The organism is Pseudomonas sp. E102 (assembly GCF_052660185.1).
Genome location: NZ_CP084025.1, coordinates 1,065,064 through 1,082,075, shown reverse-complemented (window position 1 = coordinate 1,082,075; position 17,012 = coordinate 1,065,064). Strand labels below are relative to the sequence as shown.

Below are 17,012 nucleotides of genomic sequence, written 5' to 3'. Positions count from 1 at the left end.
TCGAACCGGGAAGCTAGGACTTCGACTCATCAAACGGAGCAACCGGCCTTGGATTGGCACACCCTGCTGACGCGCGAACGCCTGGGAAAACCGCTGCACAGCCCGGAAGAGCTGGGCCGCAGTCCATTCCACAAAGACCACGATCGCATTATCTTTTCCGGTGCCTTCCGCCGCCTCGGGCGCAAGACGCAGGTGCATCCGGTTTCCAGCAACGACCATATCCACACGCGCCTGACCCATTCGCTGGAAGTCAGTTGCGTCGGTCGCTCCCTGGGTATGCGCGTAGGGGAAACCATCCGCGGCGCCCTGCCCGACTGGTGTGAGCCCAGTGATCTGGGCATGGTGGTGCAGTCGGCCTGCCTGGCCCATGACATCGGCAATCCACCGTTCGGCCATTCGGGCGAGGACGCCATCCGCTACTGGTTCCAACAGGCGGCGGGACGGGGCTGGCTTGACGCAATGAGCGAGGCCGAGCGCAACGATTTTCTCAACTTCGAAGGCAATGCCCAGGGCTTCCGCGTCCTTACGCAGCTCGAATACCACCAGTTCGACGGCGGCACCCGCCTGACCTATGCGACCCTCGGCACGTACCTGAAGTATCCCTGGACGGCTCGCCACGCCGATTCCCTGGGCTACAAGAAGCACAAGTTTGGCTGCTACCAGAGTGAACTGCCGTTGCTGGAGCAAATCGCCCATAAACTCGGCCTCCCGCAAATCGAGGATGAGCGCTGGGCAAGGCATCCGCTGGTCTACCTGATGGAAGCCGCGGATGACATCTGCTATGCGCTCATCGACCTGGAGGACGGCGTCGAAATGGACCTGCTGGAGTATCCGCAGGTGGAATCGCTGCTCCTGGACCTGGTGGGTGATGATCTGCCAGAGACGTACCGTCAACTCGGGCCGCTGGATTCGCGACGGCGAAAGCTGGCGATCCTGCGAGGCAAGGCCATCGAGCACCTGACCAATGCGGCCGCACGGGCATTCGTCGAGCAGCAGGAGGCGTTGCTCGCTGGCACGCTGCAAGGCGATTTGGTGGAACACATGCACGGCCCTGCCAAGCGTTGCGTATTAAACGCCAAGGACATGGCCCGCAAGAAAATTTTCCAGGACAAACGAAAGACCCTGAACGAAATCGGCGCCTACACCACGCTGGAGATCCTGCTCAACGGTTTCTGCGGCGCAGCCCTCGAACAACACGGTGGCCGTACGCCGTCGTTCAAGAATCGCCGGATTCTCGACTTGCTGGGCAATAACGCGCCCGATCCTCAAGGTTCACTTCACAGCGCCTTCCTGCGGATGATCGACTTCATCGCCGGCATGACTGACAGCTATGCAAGCGACATGGCACAGGAGATGACCGGCCGCACTCGCCAATAGCAGGCGATTGCAGCCGGCGATCGGTAGGGAAACGCGACCTGGCGCTCGCTTTGCAGCCTGCGCCTGGAGCCTTCCGGTTGTCAGCTCGTCATTTTCTGCCGCTGAAATAACGGCACAGTTTCTTTTCCCCAACTATTAAAAGCGCGGTTTTATATTCAATAAAATGTAAAACATGCCCTCCTCGCTCCACTTGCCTACCTGCCCCCCTAAATACGTCGTGGTATCCCGCTTCTTTTTTTGTAGGAAACTTCTGAAATTGATCGTGCATGCCGGTCTCCCCGCACGAGTTAGCCTTAACTGGGCTAAGGTGCGCGCTTTATAAGAGCTCTAGGGGACTTTATTCATGAACTCCGTTTTCATTGTCGACGATCATCCGGTCATCCGCCTCGCTGTCCGAATGCTGCTGGAGCATGAAGGCTATAAAGTCGTCGGAGAAACTGACAATGGCGTCGACGCGATGCAAATGGTGCGTGAATGCATGCCGGACCTGGTCATCCTCGACATCAGCATTCCGAAACTTGACGGGCTGGAAATTCTTTCGCGCTTCAACGCCATGACCACGCCCCTCAAGACGCTGGTCCTGACGGCGCAATCGCCAACGCTGTTTGGCATTCGCTGCATGCAGTCCGGGGCTTCCGGCTATGTCTGTAAACAGGAAGATCTCAGTGAACTGGTCAGCGCGATCAAAGCCGTATTATCCGGCTACAACTATTTCCCCAGCCAGGCACTTAACCCTGTTCGTCCAGATGATCCACGCAGTTTCGAGTTGGACCTGTTCAAAAGTGTCAACGACCGGGAGTTGATGGTATTGCAACTTTTTGCCCAAGGTCGGACCAACAAGGAAATAGCCAAAGGCATGTTTCTTAGCAATAAAACTGTCAGCACTTATAAAAAACGACTCATGCAAAAACTCAAGGTGAAGTCCCTGGTCGACCTTATCGAAATGGCAAAACGCAACGCACTGGTGTGAGAAACAACAGAATGCTCAAATGCATAAGCCGCTACTTTTTGTTGTTAGCCGCAGGACTCCATGCAGGGCTCCTCCTGGCGACAACGAATGTGCCTCAGGCCTACTCGTTGCTGAGTCGCGCGGCCGCGGATCATATCGAGATCAGGCTCGACGATACCCAGCGCGCCTGGCTCAAGGAACGTCGCGAACTGATCCTGGGAACCTCCGCCCCGGATTATCCGCCTTTTGACCTTTCCAGCAGTGGCCGCGACTACGAAGGCATGACCGCCGATTATGCCGGAGTCATCGCCAAGGCGACCGGCCTGCCAATGACCGTACTGCGGTTCGATTCGCGGGAAGCCGCCATCGCCGCGCTCAAGGCCGGAGAAATCGACCTGCTCGGCACTGCCAACAGGTTCGAAGCGCAGAATTCAGGCGTCGCTCTTTCGGCACACTACGCTGTCGATCAACCGGTGCTGGTCACCCGGACGAATGAAAACCGCCCGCTGAACGAAGACCTCAAAGGGCTGCGGCTCAGCATGGTCTATCACTACCTGCCGTTGGAGGAAGTCAAACAGCTATACCCCACGGCCCGCATCAACACGTATCCCTCCTACCAGAACGCGATCAATGCCGTTGCCTTCGGCCAGGCCGATGTCTTTCTTGGCGACGCCATCTCCACCCACTACATGATCAGCAAGGGGTACTTGAACAACATCCGCATGGCCAGCTTTGCCAAACACGAGGCACACGGGTTCGGCTTCGCGCTCCGGGAGGACGACACCCGCCTGTTGGACATCGTCAATACCACGCTCAACCAGATTCCCATTGCCGAACAAGCGGCAATCTCCAAGCGCTGGAGGGCAGGCAGCGACCTGTACCTCGCCGAACATAAAATCCAGCTGACCGACCGCGAACAGGACTGGCTGGCTCGGCACCCGGTGGTCCGGGTGGCGGTGAACGAAAGATTCGCGCCCTTTACTTTTTTCGACCCAGACGGGGATTTCCACGGCATCAGCGCCGACCTGCTGGAACTGATCCGCCTGCGCAGCGGCTTGCGCCTGGATATCCAGCGTTATCAGGACGATGACGAAATGATCGCCGCGGTCCTCGGCGGCAAAGCCGACGTGATCGCCGCGTTGCTGCCTGGCAGCGAACGACAGAAATCGCTGAAATTCAGCCGTCCCTACATGGACAGCTCGTTTGTATTGCTTACGCGCAAGCAGTCCGACACACCGGCAACGCTGGACCAGTTCGGCGCGCGGAGCCTGGCCGTTACCAAAGGCAACCCCATCATCGAATGGCTACGCAGCCAGTATCCAGACCTGCGAATTATCGAAACCGTCGATTCGCAGCATGCCGCCCAGTCGCTCGCCGAGGGGCAAGTCGACGGCAGCGTGAACGCGCTGGTCATGGCCAACTATTTCCTGGCGTCCCATACGCTGCAGGGCAAGCTGCAGATCAGCAGCACCGTCGGCACCCGCGACGCCATGTTCTCCCTGGCCACGGCCAGGAACGCGACGGAGCTGAGCGCCATCCTCGATAAAGCCCTGACCAGCATCGACCCCGATGAACTGGGCGTGATCGACAACCGTTGGCGCGGCTATATCCCGGCCTCGGAAAGCACATGGCGCACCTACAACCGCCTGTTTCTCCAGGTCGTAGCGGGGGCAGGCCTTTTGCTGCTGCTCTCACTGGCCTGGAATGCCTATATGCAACGGCAGATCCGCCAACGCCAGCGGGCGGAACTGGCCCTCAATGACCAGCTCGAGTTCATGCACGCCCTGCTCAACGGCACGCCCCATCCCATTTATGTAAGAGACCGGGACGGGGTCCTGCAAAGCTGCAACGACAGCTACCTGGAGACGTTCGACGCAAGACGCGAAGACGTGATCGGCAAGGACATCATGCCCGGGGCCATGAGCAACGCCTTCGAAGCGCTGGAGTACCAGGCCGATTATCGACGCGTCATGGCCCAGGGCACCGCACAGATCATCGATCGGCCCCTGCACATCGGTGACCGCAAGCTGACGATCTATCACTGGATACTGCCTTACCGTAACTCCGCGGCCCAGGTGCAAGGGATCATCGGCGGTTGGATCGATATCAGCGAACGGCGACAGCTTGTCGAGGATCTGCGAGCCGCCAAGGAACAGGCCGACGACGCCAACCGGGCCAAGAGCACGTTCCTGGCCACCATGAGCCATGAGATCCGCACCCCCATGAATGCCGTGATCGGCATGCTCGAATTGGCGCTCAAGCATGCCGACAAGGGCCAGATGGACCGCGCGGCGATTGAAGTCGCATACGAGTCGGCTTCCGGCATGCTCGACCTGATCGGCGATATCCTCGACATTGCCCGTATCGAATCCGGCCACTTGGGCCTTGCACCCGAACGGGTCGACCTCAAGGCGCTGGTGCAATCGGTCATGCGGGTTTTCGAAGGACTGGCCCGGCAGAAAAACCTGGCGTTGTCGTTGCGATTCGAGCCAACCGAGGGTAACCCGGACGTGCTGATGGACCCGTTGCGATTCAAGCAGGTGATTTCGAACCTCATCAGCAACGCCCTGAAGTTCACCGAGCAAGGTGAAGTGAATGTCAGCGTGAGGCTGTCACGCACGATCGGGGAAGACACCCTTCGAATGCAACTGAACGTGCGCGACAGTGGCATCGGCATCAGCCCCGCCGACCTGCAACGCCTGTTCGAGCCGTTTGCCCAGGTCGACAATGGCAACCGGATGGCCCGCAAGGGCGCTGGGCTGGGCCTGGTGATCAGCCGCCACCTGTGCCAGGTCATGGGCGGTGAACTGCACATGAACAGCCAACCGGGCGCAGGAACCCAGGTCCGGGTTTGCCTGCCCTTGGCCATCCTGCCCGACGCAAAGGCTCGCGCCCCCGTCGCGCCTGTCGTTGAAACAGCCGCCTGCGCGCTGAACGTCCTGGTCGTGGACGATCATCCGGCCAATCGCCTGTTGATGTCGCAACAACTGGACTACCTGGGTCATCACCACCATGTCAGCCATGACGGCGAACAGGGATTCAAGGCCTGGCAGGAGGGGAATTTCGACCTGGTCATCGCCGACTGCAACATGCCAGTCATGAGCGGCTACGAGCTCGCCGGAGCAATCCGTCGACACGAGGCCGAACAACGGCGGCCGCCCTGCACCATCCTCGGGTTCACCGCCAATGCACAACCCGAGGAAAAACAACGCTGCAAGGAGGCGGGCATGGACGACTGCCTCTTCAAGCCCATCAGCCTGAGCGCCCTGCATCAGTGGATGAGCACGATCAAACCCGGCGGCCGCGTCCACGCTTTCAACGTTCAAAGCCTGCAGATGCTGACTGGCGGCGACCCTGTCTCCATCCAGCGTCTGCTGGCGGAACTGCTCAGCAGCAATCGCGCAGACCGCCAGGAGCTACTCGACGTCGCCCGAGGGGCAAACCCACAGGCGATCACCGAGACCGCACACAAGATAAAAGGCGTCGCCCGTATCGTGCAGGCGACTTCATTGATCCAGCTGTGCGAGACACTGGAGCAGGCCTGCCAACAAGGGCTCGCGCCGGAACGCATCGATGAATGCACGCATGCCCTGGGCCGGGCGATGAGCGAACTGGAGCAGGCCCTGGAAACAGAGATCGCCAAGGCAAAATAACCGGTGTTTACTATGCTGTTCGCTCAGCAGTGCGTAGCCGGGGGCGATCTCCCCCAACACTTGGAGTGATGGAAATGCCCAGCGCACCGCGTCCGCAAAAACGCCGGTTTCCCCTGCACGTTCATATCAGTGTGATGTTCACGCTGCTCTTGCTGCTGACCGCTGTGGTGCTGGGCGTCTTCAACTATCGGCAAACCACCCAGATCATCCTGTCTGGCAGCGAACAGCTGTTCAATCGAATCGAACAGGACGTGCGCCTGGACCTGTACGACACTTATGAACCGATCCGCCATCTGCTGGGCCTGCTGGCCCACTACCCGGCGACGCGCGAACCGGGGATGGCCCAGCGACTGACGCTCCTCGCCCCCTTCACCCAGGCACTGCGGGACAACCCGAACCTGGCATCGCTGTACCTGGGCGATCGCGACGGCAATTTCCTGATGGTCCGGCCTTTGGGCTCCGAGGCCTCGAAGACGGCGATCAAGGCACCGGCTGCCGCGCGCTACGAGGTCTGGACCATCGAGCGCACGGCTGACGAAGGCCAGGTGCTCTCCCAATCATTGTTCTACGATCAGGCCCTGGCGCTCATCGGTCGCCGCGACAACTCTGGCGAGACCTTCGATCCGCGCAGCCGCGGCTGGTTTCGCAGCGCAATGGACACCTCCGAACAAATCACCACCGAACCCTACGTGTTTTTTTCCAGCCGCAACATCGGCACGACCCTCGCCCGCCGCAGTGGTGATCAGGCCGTCATCGGCGCAGACCTCACCCTGGCCGCCCTCTCCCAGACGCTGGCCAAGCACAAAGTAACCGCCAGTACCGAGATTGTCCTGGCTGATCTGCAAGGCAACGCCGTGGGTTATCCCAACAGCGGCCGGCTGGTGACCGACAGCCAGTCGGCACGCCTGATCAAGGCGCGCGACTTGCACCCGGCCATTGCCGCCGCGCTCGACAACGACACTGATACGCCGCGCCTGGAGGCGGCGGGACGCGAGTGGATCGTTTCTCGCAGCCACATGCAGGAAGGCGGCCCGAAGGGCCTGGAACTGGCGTTGCTGGTTCCGGAAGACGAGCTGCTCGCCGGCGCCTATCGCATGCGCTGGCAAGGCGCGCTGATCACCCTCGCCACCTTGCTGCTGTGCCTGCCCTTGGGCTGGCTGACCTCCAGGATCCTGGTCAAGCCATTGCGGGCCCTGGTGCAAGAGGCCGATGCCATCCGCAGTTTCAATTTCCATTACCCGGTGTCCCGTCGCTCCCCCGTGTTGGAGGTTGACCAACTGGGCGTTTCAATGGCCCGCATGAAGGAAACCCTGGCGAGCTTTTTCGAAATCACCGCCAGCCTGCGCGCCGAAACCCGCTTCGCCCCGCTACTGGAGCGAGTGCTGTTCGAGACCGTGAAAATTGGCCAGGCCCAGGCTGGCCTGATCTACCTGCGCGAAAACGATGGCGAGCACATCAAGCCCTGCGGACTGGTCATCGACGGTTCCCCTCGGGACCCGCAAACCTTCGCCCTGCGAGGTTACTCGCTGGACGCTGCGGACAATCCCCAATGGCTTCGCGAGCTGGCCGTCGCGCAAACCCTTGTATCGTCCCTGGGTTTCGAACAGGCGGGCGATTTGCGCAGTGTCCTGCTTGCGCTGGACGCGCCACGGGTACACCTGATCGGCATCCGCCTGTGCAATCGTCACCAGGAAACCGTTGGCGCGCTGGTTCTGCTGATCACCGACACCGGCACCGAAGCGGACCTGGAAAAGCTCCAGCCGGATCGCATCGCCTTCCTGCAGGCCGTGTCCGGCACCGCGACGGTGAGCATCGAAAGCCAGCGCCTGCAAGCCAGGCAAAAACAATTGCTGGACTCGTTCATCCAATTGCTGGCCGGCGCGATCGATGCAAAGAGCCCCTACACCGGCGGCCATTGCCAGCGAGTACCGGCCCTGACGCTGATGCTCGCCCAGGCCGCCGCCGCCAGCCCGGCGCCGGCGTTCGAAAGCTACCGCCCGACCGAAGACGAATGGGAGGCGCTGCACATCGCGGCCTGGCTACACGACTGTGGCAAGGTGACCACGCCCGAATACGTGGTGGACAAAGCCACCAAGCTGGAAACCCTGAACGACCGTATCCACGAGATCCGTACCCGCTTCGAAGTCCTCAAGCGTGACGCCTGGGTCGACTACTGGCAGGCGCTGGCAACCGGAGGCGAACCCTCATCCCTGGCAGAGCGACGCGACGCGACACTGGCCGCCCTCAACGATGACTTCACCTTTGTCGCACGCTGCAACCTGGGCTCCGAAGCCATGGCCGATGCCGACCTGCAACGCTTGCAAACCATCGCCCGCCGCACATGGACCCGAACCCTGGACGATCGCCTGGGGGTTTCCTGGGAAGAAAACCGCCGCCAGGCGCGCACGCCCAAGCCGACATTGCCCGTGAATGAACCCTTGTTGGTGGACAAACCCGAGCACCTGTTCGAGCGGCACGAGGCCGAGTTGATTCCAGAGGACAATCCCTGGGGTTTCCAGCTCGATGTGCCGACCTGGAAATACAACCGCGGCGAACTCTACAACCTCAGCATCACGCGTGGCACGCTGACCCGCGAAGAGCGCTACGTGATCAACCACCACATGGTCCAGACCATCCTGATGCTCAGCCAGTTGCCCTTCCCCAGCCACCTGGAAAATGTTGCGGAAATTGCCGGCGGCCACCACGAGAAAATGGACGGCACCGGCTACCCCAAGCGATTGAAGCGTGAGCAGATGAGCCTGCCGGCTCGAATGATGGCGATTGCCGATATCTTCGAAGCCCTGACCGCGGCCGATCGCCCCTATAAAAAAGCCAAGAAGCTGAGCGAAGCCCTGGGCATCATGGCCACCATGTGCCGTGACGCCCATATCGATCCCGAGCTGTTCGGGCTGTTCATCGAAGAAAGAATCTACCTGCGCTACGCCGAGGCGTTTCTCGACCCGCTCCAGATCGATGAAGTCGACCCGGGCGACCTATTGCTCAGGGCTGGATTGAAAGCATGATCAGCAATCGGTCAGGCGCAGGAATATCGCCGCCAACTGTTCGATACCGGCCTGGTCATGCTCGCTGAAGCGCGCCAGTTTGGGACTGTCCAGGTCCAGTACGCCGACCAGGCGCCCGTCCTTGACCAGCGGCACCACCAACTCGCTGTTCGAGGCGCTGTCGCAGGCGATATGCCCGGGGAACGCATGCACGTCCTCGACGCGCTGGGTCTGGCGGGTCGCCGCAGCGGCACCACACACGCCGCGACCGAAGGGAATCCTTACACAAGCGATCTGCCCCTGGAACGGCCCCAGCACCAGCTCATCGTTGCGATTGAGGTAAAAACCGGCCCAGTTGAGGTCGTCCAGCTGACTGAACAGGAACGCCGAGAACTGTGCGGCGTTGGCGATGAAATCGCGCTCATCCGCCAGCAGCGATTGCAACTGAGCCGATAACAAGCCATAGCCTTCGAGGCCTTCGCCAGTGCTTTTCAAATCGATCATGCATCTTGCTCCAGCAATTTCAGGCCCACCCAATAACGGGCAAATTGATAGGCGCAACGTCCGTTGCGATTGCCGCGTCCGGTCGCCCAGCGAACCGCTTGTATTTCCAGCGCCTCGTCACGCTGCCAGGCCAGCCCGGCCTTCGCCGCGAGCTCGCCGATCCAATGCTCAACCACGTCGAGAAAATGCTCTTGGGTGAACGGATAAAACGACAGCCAAAGCCCGAAACGGTCAGACAAGGCAATCTTGTCCTCCACGGCTTCGCTCGGATGAAGCTCGCCGTCGACCCGCTTCCAGTTCTCGTTGTCGCTTTCCTTTTCTGGCACCAGATGACGACGGTTCGAGGTGGCATACAGCAGCACGTTGTCCGGGGCCTGTTCGAGGGATCCGTCGAGCACGCTCTTGAGTACGCGGTAGTCACCTTCGCCGGACTCGAACGACAAGTCATCGCAGAACACCACGAAGCGCTGGGGCAATTTCGCCACTTGCTCGACCACCCGAGGCAGATCGGCCAGATGATCGCGTTCGATCTCGATCAAGCGCAGGCCCTGGCCAGCATGTTCGGCCAGCAACGCACGTACCAGCGAAGACTTGCCCGTGCCGCGCGAGCCCCACAGCAAGGCGTGGTTGGCAGGCATGCCATCGATGAACTGCCGGGTGTTGCGCCCCAACTGTTCGACCTGGCGATCAACGCCAATCAGGTCCGACAAGCGCATATCGAGGCTGACCTGGAGCGGCAGGAGAAAACCGCCGCGCCCGTCGCGCTGCCAACGGGCGGCCAGGGTCTGGTTCCAGTCGATGGCGGGCCGTGGCGCAGGCAAAAAGGGCTCGATACGGGTCAGCACCGCATCGGCGCGTTCAAGAAAAGCAATCAATCGGGCGTCCACGTCTTCTCCTCGGACAGGTTCACAGTAATGATGACGCTACAGCGACGAAACGACGAAGCCGATAGCGGGTCTGTTTCACACACTACATACCGGCCGCACCGATATTCAGAGATGATCAGCTATGCTTGACCGGCGAAGGGAAACGTAAGTGGTTCACCATTCCATGGACATCAGGTTCACCCAACGGTTGTCGTACAAACAGGCCCGACTGACCGTCCTGGTGGGTTTCGTGCTGGGTACTTTATTAAGCCTGGGACAGATCGGCATCGATTATGCCAGCGAAGACGCATCGATCAACCGTGAAATCCTCTCGCTGTTGGAAATCAGCCACAACCCGGCCTCGCGCATCGCCTATAACATCGACGCCGAACTCGCTCAGGAACTGGCCCTGGGCCTGTTGCGCTCGCCGGCCATCATCGGTGCCGAACTCATCGACAACAACAATACGGTCCTGGCCAGCGTCAAACGTCCCGAACTGCAGAGCAACAATCGGTTCATCAGCGACTTTCTCTTTGGCGCCCAGCGCCAGTTCGAAGACCGGCTCTACCTGACCCATCTGCCCGGCGAGTCCCTGGGAGTGTTGCGGCTGGATGTCGACACCTATTCGTTCGGCAGTCGCTTCCTGCGACGGGCCGAGATCACCCTGCTCAACGGTTTCGCTCGTAGCCTGATCCTGACCGGCCTGTTGCTGGCGCTTTTCTACGTCATGCTGACCAAGCCCTTGGTGCGGGTCATCCGCGAGCTAAGCAGCCGCGATCCCAGTAGCAGCGAACAGAGCCCACTGGAATGCCCTTCCGGCCATCAATACGACGAAATCGGCGTGCTGGTTTCAGTCGCCAACCAGCAGTTCGAAAATATCTCCACCGAGATCCAGCAGCGACGCACGGCTGAAAACCGCCTCACCGATTACCTGGCGCAATTGGAAAATATCGTTTCGGCGCGCACCGCCGAACTCAAGGCCATCAATGCCCGCCTCAGCCAGTCCAACGAAGAACTGGAGGTTGCCCGGCGTACCGCCTTGGACATGGCCGACACCCGTTCTGCATTCCTCGCCAACATGAGCCATGAGATCCGCACGCCACTCAATGGCCTGCTCGGTATGATCGCCCTGTCCCTGGATGGCCCACTGACCGCTGAACAGCAGCAACAGCTGTCGATCGCCCACGACTCGGGCAAAGTGCTGGTCGAGTTGCTGAACGATATCCTCGACTTGTCCAAGTTCGATGCCGGCCAGCTGGAGCTCGAACGCATCCCGTTCGACCTGGGTTCCCTGGTCGAAGACACCGCCAACCTGCTTTCACAAAATGCCGCCCCGAGCGTCGAACTGGCGTGCCTGATCGAGCCGCAGTTTCCCGCGCAGGTACTGGGCGACCCGACCCGCGTCCGCCAGATCGTCAGCAACCTGCTGTCCAACGCCTTGAAGTTCACCCGCTTCGGCCGGGTCGATGTGCGCTTGAGCCAGTATGAGGGCGGCGTGCGGATCGAGGTCTGCGACACGGGCATCGGCATCCCCCAGGAGGCCCAGGCGCGGATCCTCCAGCCGTTCACCCAGGCCGGCGCAGGCATTACCCGCCAGTTCGGCGGCACCGGGCTGGGGCTGGCATTGACTTACAACCTCTGCGAAGCCATGCAGGGCCGGCTCACGATCAGTTCCGAGGCCGGCTTCGGCAGCCAGTTCTGTGCCGACCTGCCGTTGCCTTGCCACACCCCTGCCGTCCCCGTCGTACACTTGCATGGCAACGTCGTGACCATCACCACCGCGAACAGCGGGCTGGCCGAACTGCTGGGCATGTTGCTACCTGCCTGGGGATTGGATTATGTCCAACGTTCCGTGGATGACGGGCTGCTGGGGCTCAAGCCCGACATCCTGATCACCGATTGCCCGGAATGCCTGTTCAACCTGCGGCCGACCTTCGACGCCACCATTCTGCTGGTTACCGCCTATGGCAGTTTCATGCCCAGCGAAGAAGCGAGCGCCCTCGCCCCATTGCTGCAACAGGCCCGGCCGCTAGCGCGCCATGCGCTTTATCAGGTCCTGCGTCGCGCCTTGCAAAGCGAGGCGACCACGATCAATGAGGCGCAGATCGACGCATTGCCGCCCACCCTGCGTGCTCGTGTCCTGTTGGTGGAAGACAACCCCGTCAACCAGCTGGTGGCCAAGGGCATGCTGGTCAAACTGGGTTGTGAAGTGGTTGTCGCGGCCCACGGCGCCGAGGGCCTGGATCAGCTCGAACAGCGGGAATTCGACCTGGTCCTGATGGACTGCAACATGCCGGTCATGGACGGCTACGAAGCCAGCCGGCAGATCCGCCGCAGCGGGCGCTGGCCCGACCTGCCGATTGTCGCGCTGACCGCCAACGCCATGCCCGAGGAACGTGAGCGCTGTCGGGCCGCCGGCATGAGCGACTATTTATCCAAGCCGTTCCGTCGCGAAGAACTGGCCGCATTGCTGGATCAATGGGTGCCCACTACGTCAGCGCTTTGATCTGGGCCAACAAATGATCGAGGCCGTCACGCAGCTCTCCCACGCGATCCAGATCAATACCGCTGTCACACAGCAAGCGAGCCTTGAGCGGGCCGACCTGCTCACGCAAGGTCCGCCCGCGCTCCGACAGGCTCAAATGCACTTCGCGTTCATCACGTGCCGATCGTTGCCGCTGGACCAGCTCCAGTTGTTCCAGGCGCTTGAGCAACGGCGTCAGCGTGCCGGAATCAAGCAGCAAGCGTTCGCCCAGGGCTTTGACGGTCGGTTGCTCCGGCGGGCTCACCTGCCATTCCCACAGTACGAGCATCGCCAGGTATTGCGGATAGGTCAGGCCAAGCTGATCCAACATCGGCTTGTAACCCCGAATCACCGCCCGCGACGCGGCGTACAACTTGAAGCACAACTGGCTGTCGAGCTTCAGCGAATCGACTGACAGATCATTCATTTGAGCAGGGCTTCGATCTCGGCGGTGAGGTCTTGGGGCTTGGTGGTCGGGGCAAAGCGCTTCACCACTTGGCCGTCCTTGCCGATCAGGAACTTGGTGAAATTCCATTTGATGCCCTTGGACCCCAGCACCCCAGGTGCCCGCTGCTTGAGCTGCACGAACAACGGATGGGCATTGGCACCGTTGACCTCGACCTTCTTGAACAATGGAAAGCTCACGCCGAAATTGAGTTCGCAAAACTCAGAAATCGCCCCCTCGTTGCCTGGCTCCTGCTTGCCGAACTGATTGCAGGGAAAACCCAGCACCACCAGCCCCCGGTCCTTGTAGGACTGCCACAACGCCTCGAGCCCCTTGTACTGCGGTGTGAAACCACATTGGCTGGCGGTATTGACCACCAACACGGCCTTGCCGGAAAAATCGGCCAGGGTCTTTTGCTCGCCCTTGATGGTCGTGCACGGGATGCTTAGCAGATTGTCGGTCATGAGGGCAGCTCCTGAAGAGGTGGGAGAATGAAGATAGCGACCAATTAAATTGCGTGCAATTTAATTCTCGGAACACCTCATGGATCATGATGCTGCTGTGACTGTTGTGATGAGCCATGGGTGTTGTGGCGAGGGCGCTTTCTCCCTCGCCACAAAGGACCGCGTAGAACGTTACTCCCGAGGCACGAGATCCAGGCACACCGAGTTGATGCAATAACGCAGGCCGGTGGGCGGCGGGCCGTCGGGGAAGACGTGCCCCAGGTGCGCGTCGCATTTGGCGCAGACCACCTCGGTGCGGATCATGCCATGGCTGACATCCCGCACTTCCACCACCGCGCTGCCTTCGATGGGCGCATAGAAACTCGGCCAGCCACAGCCGGAATCGAACTTGGTCATCGAATCGAACAACGGCTCGTTGCAGCAGATGCAGTGGTAAACACCGTCGGTCTTGGTCCCGTTGTATTTGCCGGAGAACGGTCGCTCGGTGCCTTTGAGCCTACAGACGTTGTATTGCTCCGGGTCGAGCATTTCACGCCACTCTTCAAGGGTTTTCTGCAACTTTTCCATCGTCCTACCTCGGCAATTGAAAAAGCCCGATCCGACGCTTTTCCGCAGATCGGGCGGCACGTATGATTGCGCCTCGTCAGGCGCCAGTCTGGCAGCCACGTCATGCGCATTCAAATGGATTGTGGCGCATCTACCGCGTCCGGCCCGGGCACAGACGCAGGATCCCCAGTACGGTAGTTCACACGCCGCCTGGATCGTTCATTTTCGGGAACACATCGCCATGCAGGTCAGCAAATCGAACAAGCTCGCCAACGTCTGCTACGACATTCGCGGCCCGGTGCTCAAGCACGCCAAACGCCTGGAAGAGGAAGGCCACCGCATCCTCAAGCTGAACATCGGCAACCCGGCGCCCTTTGGTTTCGAAGCCCCCGATGAAATCCTCCAGGACGTCATCCGCAACCTGCCGACCGCACAGGGCTACAGCGACTCCAAAGGTCTGTTCAGTGCGCGCAAGGCCGTGATGCAGTACTACCAGCAGAAGCAGGTCGAAGGCATCGGCATCGAGGACATCTACCTGGGCAACGGCGTGTCCGAGCTGATCGTCATGTCCATGCAAGCCTTGCTCAACAACGGCGACGAAGTCCTGGTGCCGGCGCCGGACTATCCGTTGTGGACCGCTGCCGTGAGCCTGTCCGGCGGCAACCCGGTGCATTACCTGTGCGACGAGCAGGCGAACTGGTTCCCTGACCTGGCGGACATCAAGGCCAAGATCACCCCGAACACCAAGGCCCTGGTGATCATCAACCCGAACAACCCCACCGGCGCCGTCTATTCCAGAGAAGTGCTGCTGGGCATGCTGGAACTGGCCCGTCAGCACAACCTGGTAGTGTTTTCCGACGAGATCTACGACAAGATCCTGTACGACGATGCCGTGCACGTCTGCACCGCGTCCCTGGCGCCGGATCTCCTCTGCCTGACCTTCAACGGCTTGTCGAAGTCCTATCGCGTCGCCGGCTTCCGCTCCGGCTGGATCGCCATCTCCGGGCCCAAGCATCACGCCCAGAGCTACATCGAAGGCATCGACATGCTGGCCAACATGCGCCTGTGCGCCAACGTGCCGAGCCAACACGCCATCCAGACGGCATTGGGCGGCTACCAGAGCATCAACGACCTGGTCTTGCCCCAGGGCCGGTTGTTGGAACAACGCAACCGTACCTGGGAACTGCTCAACAACATCCCAGGCGTCAGCTGCGTCAAGCCGATGGGCGCCTTGTATGCGTTCCCGCGCATCGACCCGAAAATCTGCCCGATCCACAACGACGAGAAATTCGTCCTCGACCTGCTGCTGTCCGAAAAGCTGCTGGTCGTCCAGGGCACGGCGTTCAACTGGCCATGGCCGGATCATTTCCGTGTCGTGACCCTGCCGCGAGTCGATGACCTGGACCAGGCCATCGGACGCATCGGCAATTTCCTAAAGTCCTACCACCAGTAGCCCGGTCAGCGTGCGAGGCCCCTCGCCTCGCACGCTGTCTGATTCAGCAACATATCCGATCTTTGCGCGCCGGCAGGCCTTCTACACTGGGAAACCAGCGACCTTAGGAAGAGGAAACTCAACGTTCACGGGGCAAGGGCGACAAATCTCGATTCCACGATCACTTTCAGAAAAGTCTTTCAAACATTTAGGACGCGTGTAGGACACAGTTTGAAATAGTAGGCGAGTTGAATAGCCTGCGGCAGCACCTTATATACCCCGCATAACGCTACATCTTTAGCATGAGGAGATTGCTACCACCATGATGCGCATCCTGCTGTTTTTGGCCACTAACCTGGCGGTCGTGCTGATTGCCAGCATCACCCTAAGCCTTTTCGGCTTCAACGGGTTCATGGCGGCCAACGGGGTTGACCTCAACCTCAATCAGCTGCTGATCTTCTGTGCGGTGTTCGGTTTCGCCGGTTCCCTGTTCTCGCTGTTCATTTCCAAATGGATGGCGAAGATGAGCACCGGTACCCAGATCATCAGCCAGCCGCGCACTCGCCACGAACAATGGCTGCTGCAGACCGTCGAGCAACTGTCTCGCGAAGCCGGTATCAAGATGCCCGAAGTCGGGATATTCCCGGCCTACGAGGCCAACGCCTTCGCGACCGGTTGGAACAAGAATGATGCACTGGTGGCGGTAAGCCAGGGCTTGCTCGAGCGGTTCTCACCGGATGAAGTCAAGGCGGTGCTGGCTCACGAGATCGGCCACGTGGCAAACGGTGACATGGTGACCTTGGCGCTGATCCAGGGCGTGGTGAACACCTTCGTGATGTTCTTTGCCCGCATCATCGGCAACTTTGTCGACAAGGTGATCTTCAAGAACGAAGAAGGCCAAGGCATCGCCTACTACGTGGCGACCATTTTCGCCGAGCTGGTGCTGGGTATCCTCGCCAGTGCGATCGTCATGTGGTTTTCGCGCAAACGCGAGTTCCGCGCCGATGACGCCGGCGCCCGCCTGGCCGGCACCAGCGCCATGATCGGCGCCCTGCAGCGCCTGCGCGCCGAGCAAGGTTTGCCAGTGCACATGCCCGACACCCTGAATGCCTTTGGCATCAACGGTGGCATCAAGCAGGGCCTGGCCCGCATGTTCATGAGCCACCCGCCGCTGGAAGAGCGGATTGACGCACTGCGTCGCCGTGGTTGATCGCTAGAGCCTCAAAAAGAAGCCCGCAGCAGTGCGGGCT

General features: G+C 60.5%; 13 protein-coding genes. 7 read left to right on the top strand and 6 right to left on the bottom strand.

Features of this window, described 5'->3' with window-relative positions:
* The first annotated feature begins 48 nt into the window (after window positions 1–48).
* Window positions 49–1,377 carry a deoxyguanosinetriphosphate triphosphohydrolase gene (locus DOCECA_RS05110; protein WP_434563156.1) on the top strand — a complete coding sequence of 443 codons (1,329 nt, stop codon included), beginning with the start codon at window positions 49–51 and terminating at the stop codon, window positions 1,375–1,377.
* 88 nt (window positions 1,378–1,465) lie between these two features.
* Here the strand turns inward: DOCECA_RS05110 and DOCECA_RS05105 are convergent, their stop codons facing one another.
* Complete coding sequence (locus DOCECA_RS05105) at window positions 1,466–1,645, bottom strand: hypothetical protein (protein ID WP_434650439.1); 180 nt, start codon at window positions 1,643–1,645, stop codon at window positions 1,466–1,468.
* 75 nt (window positions 1,646–1,720) lie between these two features.
* Between DOCECA_RS05105 and DOCECA_RS05100 the strand changes: the two genes are divergently transcribed.
* The 3 genes from DOCECA_RS05100 (at window position 1,721) to DOCECA_RS05090 (ending at window position 9,002) form a co-directional block, all read left to right on the top strand.
* Window positions 1,721–2,347 carry a response regulator gene (locus DOCECA_RS05100; RefSeq protein ID WP_420764782.1) on the top strand — a complete coding sequence of 209 codons (627 nt, stop codon included), beginning with the start codon at window positions 1,721–1,723 and terminating at the stop codon, window positions 2,345–2,347.
* Window positions 2,348–2,358: 11 nt separating this feature from the next.
* Window positions 2,359–5,979: a transporter substrate-binding domain-containing protein gene (locus DOCECA_RS05095; protein WP_445571548.1), complete on the top strand. Its 3,621-nt coding sequence runs from the start codon at window positions 2,359–2,361 to the stop codon at window positions 5,977–5,979.
* 74 nt (window positions 5,980–6,053) lie between these two features.
* Entirely contained in the window at window positions 6,054–9,002 is a 2,949-nt protein-coding gene (locus tag DOCECA_RS05090) for an HD domain-containing phosphohydrolase (protein WP_445571547.1), read from the top strand.
* Here DOCECA_RS05090 and DOCECA_RS05085 read toward each other — a convergent pair whose 3' ends face one another.
* Both DOCECA_RS05085 and DOCECA_RS05080 read right to left on the bottom strand, forming a co-directional pair.
* Window positions 9,003–9,485, bottom strand: a complete 483-nt coding sequence (locus DOCECA_RS05085) for a GAF domain-containing protein (RefSeq protein ID WP_434563150.1) — start codon at window positions 9,483–9,485, stop codon at window positions 9,003–9,005. It lies immediately after the preceding gene.
* Window positions 9,482–10,372, bottom strand: coding sequence for an ATP-binding protein (locus tag DOCECA_RS05080; protein ID WP_434563148.1), 891 nt, complete (start codon window positions 10,370–10,372; stop codon window positions 9,482–9,484). The genes DOCECA_RS05085 and DOCECA_RS05080 overlap by 4 nt, the downstream gene beginning before the upstream one ends.
* Before the next feature lie 163 nt (window positions 10,373–10,535).
* On the opposite strand from DOCECA_RS05080, the gene DOCECA_RS05075 reads away from it, so the two are divergent.
* Window positions 10,536–12,857, top strand: a complete 2,322-nt coding sequence (locus DOCECA_RS05075; protein ID WP_445571546.1) for a response regulator — start codon at window positions 10,536–10,538, stop codon at window positions 12,855–12,857.
* Here DOCECA_RS05075 and DOCECA_RS05070 read toward each other — a convergent pair.
* The 3 genes from DOCECA_RS05070 to msrB form a co-directional block, all read right to left on the bottom strand.
* The gene (locus DOCECA_RS05070; protein ID WP_434563144.1) at window positions 12,841–13,302 is read right to left on the bottom strand and encodes a MarR family winged helix-turn-helix transcriptional regulator; all 462 of its coding nucleotides are present in this window, start codon (window positions 13,300–13,302) and stop codon (window positions 12,841–12,843) included. The genes DOCECA_RS05075 and DOCECA_RS05070 overlap by 17 nt on opposite strands.
* Window positions 13,299–13,784: a glutathione peroxidase gene (locus DOCECA_RS05065; protein WP_420764789.1), complete on the bottom strand. Its 486-nt coding sequence runs from the start codon at window positions 13,782–13,784 to the stop codon at window positions 13,299–13,301. Before DOCECA_RS05065 ends, DOCECA_RS05070 begins: the two co-directional genes overlap by 4 nt.
* A 171-nt stretch (window positions 13,785–13,955) precedes the next feature.
* Window positions 13,956–14,351 carry a peptide-methionine (R)-S-oxide reductase MsrB gene (gene msrB, locus DOCECA_RS05060; RefSeq protein WP_420764790.1) on the bottom strand — a complete coding sequence of 132 codons (396 nt, stop codon included), beginning with the start codon at window positions 14,349–14,351 and terminating at the stop codon, window positions 13,956–13,958.
* A 220-nt stretch (window positions 14,352–14,571) separates the two neighbouring features.
* Here msrB and DOCECA_RS05055 point away from each other — a divergent pair, with 220 nt between their 5' ends.
* Window positions 14,572–15,783, top strand: a complete 1,212-nt coding sequence (locus DOCECA_RS05055; RefSeq protein WP_434650434.1) for a pyridoxal phosphate-dependent aminotransferase — start codon at window positions 14,572–14,574, stop codon at window positions 15,781–15,783.
* Between the two features lie 301 nt (window positions 15,784–16,084).
* The gene (gene htpX / locus DOCECA_RS05050; protein WP_003183732.1) at window positions 16,085–16,972 is read left to right on the top strand and encodes a protease HtpX; all 888 of its coding nucleotides are present in this window, start codon (window positions 16,085–16,087) and stop codon (window positions 16,970–16,972) included.
* The last annotated feature ends 40 nt before the right edge of the window (window positions 16,973–17,012 follow it).